Source organism: Haemophilus parahaemolyticus (assembly GCF_018373095.1).
Lineage (GTDB): Bacteria > Pseudomonadota > Gammaproteobacteria > Enterobacterales > Pasteurellaceae > Haemophilus_A > Haemophilus_A parahaemolyticus_A.
In genome coordinates this window covers 20,442-27,704 of record NZ_JAHAHT010000013.1, presented here as the reverse complement: position 1 = coordinate 27,704, position 7,263 = coordinate 20,442, and the positions used below count along the sequence as shown (strand labels likewise).

Sequence of the window (7,263 nt, the reverse complement as noted above, 5' to 3'; positions counted from 1 at the left end):
TATTACTCTCACTATGTGGGCGATATCTTCGGTGCACCTTTAGCATTAGAAGGTTTAATGGCGTTCTTCTTAGAATCTACTTTTGTAGGTCTATTCTTCTTTGGTTGGGATCGTCTTTCTAAGAAAAAACACTTATTAGCGACATATTGTGTGGCATTTGGTTCTAACTTCTCTGCAATGTGGATCTTAGTGGCTAACGGTTGGATGCAAAACCCTGTAGGTTCAGAATTTAACTTTGAAACAATGCGTATGGAAATGACCAGTTTTACTGATCTTCTTTTAAACCCAGTGACTCAAAGTAAATTCTTACATACAGTAACTGCAGGCTATACCTGTGGTGCGATCTTTGTATTAAGTATCAGTGCTTATTATATATTAAAAGGTCGTGACTTAGGATTTGCTAAACGCTCATTCTCTGTAGGTGCAAGTTTTGGTTTATTCGCGATTCTTTCCGTATTATTAATGGGTGATGAATCTGGTTATGAAATTGGTAAAGCACAACCAGTGAAATTGGCAGCAATGGAAGCTGAATGGGAAACTCACCCAGCGCCAGCAGCATTTAATGCGATTGCAATTCCAAACTCTGAAGCTCGTCAAAATGACTTTGCAATTCAAATCCCATACCTTGGCGGTTTAGTTGCAACACGTTCTTTAGATACTGAAATCAAAGGTTTAAATGATATTCGTAAAGAAAACGTTGAGCGTGTACGTAACGGTGCTACAGCGGTTGTTTTATTAGAAAAACTTCGTTCTGGTAACTATACAGAAGAAGAAAAAGCAGCATTCCAAGCGGTTCAAAAAGACCTTGGCTTCGGCTTATTATTAAAACAATATGTAGGCGATAACGTTGCCACTGCAACAGAAGAGCAAATCATTAAAGCTGCTGATGCAACTATTCCAAACGTAGGACCTAACTTCTGGGCATTCCGCGTGATGGTTGGCTCTGGTATGCTAATGTCTTTAATCATTGGCTTAGCATTCTTCTTTAACTTCCGTGGCACCGTGGGCAAAAACAAATTGTTACTTAAAGCGGTATTATGGTCTATGCCATTACCATGGATTGCAATTGAAGCTGGTTGGTTCTTAGCTGAGTTTGCACGTCAGCCTTGGGCAGTTTATGAAGTGTTACCAACAGGTATTTCAGCTTCTCACTTAACTGTGGCTGAATTATGGACTGCAATTGGTTTATTATGTGGTTTATATACAATCTTCTTAGTAGTAGAAATGTATTTAATGTTCAAATATGGTCGTCTAGGTCCAAGTGCATTAAAAACAGGCAAATACTACTTTGAGCAATCTGCGAAATAAGGAGTAGGCAATGTTAGATTATGAAGTTCTCCGCTTTATTTGGTGGATCTTAATTGCTGTATTGTTAATCGGTTTTGCGATTACAGATGGTTTCGATATGGGCGTATTAACCCTTTTACCTGTTGTGGGTAAAAGCAACACAGAACGCCGTGTGATGATCAACTCAATTGCCCCACACTGGGATGGTAACCAAGTTTGGTTATTAACAGGTGGTGGTGCAATCTTCGCTGCGTGGCCAACTGTTTATGCAACCTCATTTTCCAGTTTCTTCTTAGCGATGATTTTGGTGCTATCAGCATTATTCTTCCGTCCTGTTGGTTTTGAATACCGTGCGAAAATTGATTCACCAAAATGGCGTAATGCTTGGGATTGGGCGTTATTCATCGGTGGTTTCGTACCTTCACTAATTTTCGGTGTAGCGTTCGGTAACTTATTGCAAGGCTTACCATTTGAGTTTAACAACATCAATCAAGTGACTTACACAGGTACATTCTTAGGCTTATTAAATCCATTCGCATTATTATGTGGTGTAGTGAGCTTATTTATGCTAACCACCCAAGGGGCAACTTGGTTACAAATGAAAACCACGGCTGAATTACGCAACCGTGTACGTGGCGTATCACAATTTGCAGCAACCGTAACATTAGTCGCATTTGTATTAGCTGGTGTTTGGTTATACTTCAAAGAAGGTTTCGTGATCACAAGCCAATTAGATCACAATGCAGTTTCTGCATTAAGCAACAAAACTGTAGCGGTTGAAACATCTGCTTGGTTTAAAAACTATGCTGAAATGCCAGTGCTTTGGATTGTACCTGCAATCGCGGTAATCGGTGCGTTATTAACCATCGTAGCTTCTAAAGCAAACCGTTCAGGTACTGCATTCTTTGCATCATCTTTAATGCAAATCGGTGTAATTTTAACTGCGGCAGTATCAATGTTCCCATTCATTATGCCTTCAATTTCTCACCCAGAAATGAGCTTAACTGTTTGGGATTCAACTGCAAGCCTTAACACCTTAACCATTATGTTCTATGCAGCGTGCTTCTTTGTACCAATCATATTGTTCTATACTATTTGGTCTTACATCAAAATGTTTGGTCGTCTTGATGCAAAATTTATTGAAGACAATCACGCTACAGCATACTAAGGAGCAATTATGTTTTATTTAACTTGGTTTTTTGGTATGTTTCTCGCAATTTACTTTGCGGTATTTATTACAACAAAGATTGAGAAAACAGGTAAATTTGACGAATAATCTATGATTCATTTGTTATATCACTTAACTTCAAAGGGCTTGCTAAAAGCCCTTTCTTTTCTTCTCGCAAGCGATCTATTTGCAATGATTTTATTAAAATCGACCGCTTTCGGGATCTATTTTGGCGGAAAAATTCCTTACTTTGCATTATTAGCCTTTTATGGCATGGGAATTTTATGGATTCATGGCATTGGCTTTGAAATCCGTAGTAAAATTTGGCAATTGGTTTTTCTGCCTTTAATGGGTTATGCGATTGTTATTCCTTCACTTTGCATCCTTTTTTTGAGTTAAATCATAAAAAGAAGTGAGCTTTTATTTTTACATAAAAATAAATTGCAAAAACTATTGCACTAGCATTTTTAACTGAATAAAATAGACAACCAAAATCGTCTAAAAAATGGACGTTTACGAAAGAACACAAAATAGGATGGTATATGCATTTTCCTATTCGAGTTTATTATGAAGATACAGACGCAGGTGGCGTGGTTTATCACGCAAGCTATGTCTGTTTTTTTGAACGAGCAAGAACTGAATTTTTACGCAATAAAGGCTTTTCTCAACAATCATTGTTATCGAAAAATATTGCTTTTGTTGTGAAGAAATTAGAAATAGACTACAAAATGCCTGGACGCCTAGATGATTTGCTTTCAGTTGAAACAGAAATTAAAGAAATAAAGAAAGCAAGCATTATTTTTGAACAGAAACTTTGGCGTGATCAAGCTTGTCTAAGCCACGCAATAGTCAGTGTAGCAAGCGTCGATTTACTTAAAATGAAGCCGATTGCAATACCGAAAAATATTCGGGATGCAATGGTTTCATCTCACTAATTCATTATCATTATTGGAGTTTTCAATGCAAGAAACTAGCTTTGACTTAATTTCGTTATTTGCACAAGCAAGTATCGTCGTTAAGATCGTTATGCTTATTCTTATCACTTTCTCAGTATTATCTTGGGCAGTGATTATTCAACGTAGTCGTTATTTAACGAATGCTGCAAAAGGCTCTCTCGCTTTTGAAAATAAATTTTGGTCTGGCGAAGATTTAAACCGTTTACACGAAGGATTAGAAAATCGTCGTGATAAATTAAGCGGCTCAGAACAAATTTTCTATGTTGGATTTAAAGAATTTACCCGTTTGCAACAAGTAAGCCCAGATGTGCCAGCTGCAAATATTCAAGGAACAAGCCGAGCAATGAACCTCGCATTAAACCGTGAAGTGGAAACGCTCGAAAGCTATATTCCATTCTTAGGTACTGTTGGTTCTATTAGCCCATACATTGGTTTATTTGGTACTGTGTGGGGGATTATGCACTCATTTATGGGATTAAGTGCGGTAAAACAAGCTAGCCTTCAATCGGTTGCACCAGGTATTGCCGAAGCGTTAATTGCAACTGCAATTGGTTTGTTTGCGGCAATTCCAGCAGTAATGGCTTATAACCGTTTAAGCTTACGTGCGAATAAATTAGAACAAAACTACGCAAACTTTATTGATGAGTTTACAACGATTTTACATCGTCAAGCATTCTCTAAAAATAAATGAAAATAAGTAGTCGTTTTTGTTAAATATTTTGCAAAGCGCGATAAAAATATGACCGCTTATCGCAAAATGTTAGTGATAACCAGAATTTAAAAAGAGGAAGTATGTCTTACCGTCGTAAACGTAAGGACATTAAATCTGAAATTAACATTGTACCGTTCTTGGATGTCTTACTTGTGCTTTTACTTATTTTTATGGCAACAGCACCAGTGATTAGCCAAAGCGTAGAAGTTAATTTACCAGAAGATAAACATAGCCAATCTGTGTCCAATGAAGATAAAACCCCTGTGATTTTACAAGTGGCAGGTGTCGGTTTATATAAATTAAAAGTTGGTGGCAACTTTGTTACTGGTAGTAATGGCGAAGAACTCAGCGATCAAGAAGTGATTTCATTTGCTGGTGAAGAATTTAAAAAAGATGAAAATACGCTTTTTTTAGTTGCAGGTGATGCAAGCGTGCCTTATGAAGAAGTGATTAAAGGTATTGTATTATTAAAAGAAGCAGGTATTGAAAAAGCAGGCTTAATGACTCAAGGTCAATAATCATCAAGGATAACGTGTGAGATCTCAAAACGATAGACTTGAATTTGCAATCATTCTCTCCCTACTATTGCATGCCCTTTTAATTGGATTGCTTCTATTAGGCTCTTTGTTTACAAATATCACATTACCTCCTGCTGCAGGCGGTAATGGTGGAGATGGTGAAGAGTTTGAAGCGGTAATGGTCGATACGGGGCAGGTAGCTGCAGAATATAGTCGATTACAATCAGATAGAAAAGGGAATGCTCAACCTAAACCTGTGGAAGAGACAAAACCTGTCGAAGATGTAAAAGAAGAGGTTGCTGAAGAAGTTAAACAAGCTAAAGCCGAACTTGCTGAAAAACAGGAGCGAGAAAAGGCTTTAGAAGAACAACGTCAGGCTCAATTGTTAGCTCAGCAAAAACAAGAAGAGCAAAAACGACAAGAGCAAATCAAGCAAGAACAGTTGAAAAAAGAACAGCAACTCCAAGAGCAGTTAAAACAAGAACAGCTCGAGAAACAGAAAGAAGAAGAGGCAACACGTAAAAAAGCAGCCGAAGCAGCTCGTCTAAAAGCGGAAGCTGAGGCAAAACGTTTAGAAGCAGCAGCAAAACAAGCTGAAGAAGAGCGTAAAACAAAAGAAGCCCTTCAAAAAGCAGAGCAGCAGAAGAAATTAGAAGAGCAGAAAAAAGCACAAGAAGCTAAGGAAAAAGCTGCTCAAGAAGCGAAACTAAAAGCCGAAAAAGAAGCCAAAGAAAAAGCCGCAGCAGAAGCGAAGGTAAAAGCTGAGAAAGAGGCTAAAGAGAAGGCTGAAAAAGAAGCAAAAGTGAATGCAGAAAAAGCTGCTGCAGAAGCGAAAGCCAAAGCAGCAGCTGATGCTAAGGCTAAAGCAGATGCAGAAGCAAAAGCTGCCGCAGCAAGAGCCAAAAATAATAAAGCACTAGATGATTTCTTATCAGGTGGAGATATTGGTGGTGGCTCAGCAACGAAAGGTGGAAATAAAAATTCAGCAGGTCTTGCGGGTAATGGTAACAGTAAAGGACTCGGCGAAGGACAAGGTACGGCAGACCGTGGTTATGAACGTTTAATTAAACAAAAATTATCACGCGAGTATCAAGTTGATCCAAGCTTTAGTGGTCGTGAATGCCGTGTGAAAATCAATATTGAACGAGATGGACACATTTCAAGCCACGAAGTCATTTCTGGTCCACCAGATATTTGTCGGGCAGCTGTAGCAGCTATTACTCGTGCACAAAGTGTACCAAGAGCAAAAGATGATCCAACTTATAACACTTATAAATCGCCGATCATCAAATTTGGATTAAAAGTTTTATAATACCTAGAGGTTAAAAAATGAAGTTTAAACCGCATTTAGCGAGTATAATAAGCGTGTTTACATTCTTATGTAGTACGAATATCACTAAAGCTGAATCAGATGTTGTGATTTCGGTTGATGAAGGTGTAAGTATAGCTCAGCCAATTGCTGTTGTCCCTTTTAAAGGTAGTGCTAACGAGGACGTAGGGCAAATTATTGCAGATGATTTACGCAACAGTGGTAAATTCTCTCCTATTGATCGAGCCAAATTACCTGCTCAACCAGGTTCTGCAAGTGAGGTTGTTTCACAACAATGGACTGATATTGGCGTAGATATGGTCGTGGTTGGACAAGTTACTCCTGTTAATGGTGGCTATAATGTGGCTTATCAATTGGTCGATGCTTTAAGCTCACCTGCTGCTGTATTAGATCAAGGCGCATTTAATGTACCAGTAGCTCAGATGCGCCAAGGGGCTCATACTGTAAGTGATTTAATTTTTGAAAAAATCACGCAAATTCGTGGTGCATTTAGAACAAAAATTGCATATGTAGTGCAACGTGGTGTATCATCATACGAGTTACGGGTTTCTGATTATGATGGCTTCAATGCTTTTACTGTCGTTAGAAGTAAAGAACCGTTAATGTCGCCAGAATGGGCGCCAGATGGCAGTAAATTAGCCTATGTAACTTTTGAAAATAAAAAAGCACAAGTTGTTATTCATGATCTTTATTCGGGTAATCGCCGTGTTGTAGCAGCATTAAAAGGACATAATGGAGCACCCGCATTCTCACCAGATGGCTCAAAAATTGCGTTTGCCTCTAACCAAGATGGTGAGTTGAATATTTATGTTGTTGGCGCTGGCGGTGGTACGCCTAGCAAATTAACTGCAAATGCAGGAAACAATACTGAACCAAGTTGGTCTCATGATGGTAGTACAATTTACTTCACTTCAGACCGCTCAGGTTCACCACAAGTTTATCAAATGAGTGCATCAGGTGGTGGTGTAAGTAATATAGGAGGAGGAGTTTCTTATAATCCTAAATCATCAGCCGATGGCAAGAATTTAATCATGATTGCTGGAGATAAAGTGGTAAAACGTGATCTCACTTCGGGTGGCACGGAAGTCTTAAGTTCAACGTTTTTAGATGAAAGTCCAAGTATTTCACCAAACGGCATTATGGTTATCTACAGCTCTACCAAAGGTACGAGTAAAGTGCTACAATTGGTGTCCGCAGACGGTCGTTTTAAAGCAAATCTGCCAGGTGCAGGAGGGCAATATAAATTCCCTGCTTGGTCACCGTATTTAACTAAACAATAATCTTCTCTTAGG

At 38.6% G+C, this 7,263-nt stretch carries 9 protein-coding genes; all 9 read left to right on the top strand.

What is annotated here, in order from left to right:
* A partial coding sequence (locus KH943_RS02760) for a cytochrome ubiquinol oxidase subunit I (RefSeq protein WP_304107325.1) occupies positions 1-1,308 on the top strand: 1,308 nt, incomplete at its 5' end.
* A gap of 10 nt (positions 1,309-1,318) precedes the next feature.
* Positions 1,319-2,455 (top strand): cytochrome d ubiquinol oxidase subunit II, encoded by a 1,137-nt coding sequence (gene cydB, locus KH943_RS02755; protein WP_304107322.1) that lies wholly within the window; start codon positions 1,319-1,321, stop codon positions 2,453-2,455.
* A 9-nt stretch (positions 2,456-2,464) separates the two neighbouring features.
* Positions 2,465-2,563, top strand: a complete 99-nt coding sequence (locus KH943_RS02750; RefSeq protein ID WP_078208107.1) for a cytochrome bd oxidase small subunit, CydX/CbdX family — start codon at positions 2,465-2,467, stop codon at positions 2,561-2,563.
* 3 nt (positions 2,564-2,566) lie between these two features.
* Positions 2,567-2,854: a cyd operon YbgE family protein gene (locus tag KH943_RS02745; protein WP_304107317.1), complete on the top strand. Its 288-nt coding sequence runs from the start codon at positions 2,567-2,569 to the stop codon at positions 2,852-2,854.
* Positions 2,855-2,997: 143 nt separating this feature from the next.
* Entirely contained in the window at positions 2,998-3,390 is a 393-nt protein-coding gene (ybgC, locus tag KH943_RS02740; RefSeq protein ID WP_304107315.1) for a tol-pal system-associated acyl-CoA thioesterase, read from the top strand.
* A 25-nt stretch (positions 3,391-3,415) separates the two neighbouring features.
* Positions 3,416-4,102, top strand: a complete 687-nt coding sequence (gene tolQ, locus KH943_RS02735) for a protein TolQ (protein WP_111426825.1) — start codon at positions 3,416-3,418, stop codon at positions 4,100-4,102.
* 101 nt (positions 4,103-4,203) lie between these two features.
* Entirely contained in the window at positions 4,204-4,641 is a 438-nt protein-coding gene (tolR, locus tag KH943_RS02730) for a colicin uptake protein TolR (RefSeq protein ID WP_288319365.1), read from the top strand.
* A gap of 16 nt (positions 4,642-4,657) precedes the next feature.
* Positions 4,658-5,953 carry a cell envelope integrity protein TolA gene (gene tolA / locus KH943_RS02725; protein ID WP_304107308.1) on the top strand — a complete coding sequence of 432 codons (1,296 nt, stop codon included), beginning with the start codon at positions 4,658-4,660 and terminating at the stop codon, positions 5,951-5,953.
* Between the two features lie 17 nt (positions 5,954-5,970).
* Positions 5,971-7,251 (top strand): Tol-Pal system beta propeller repeat protein TolB, encoded by a 1,281-nt coding sequence (gene tolB, locus KH943_RS02720; protein ID WP_304107304.1) that lies wholly within the window; start codon positions 5,971-5,973, stop codon positions 7,249-7,251.
* Positions 7,252-7,263 lie beyond the last annotated feature (12 nt).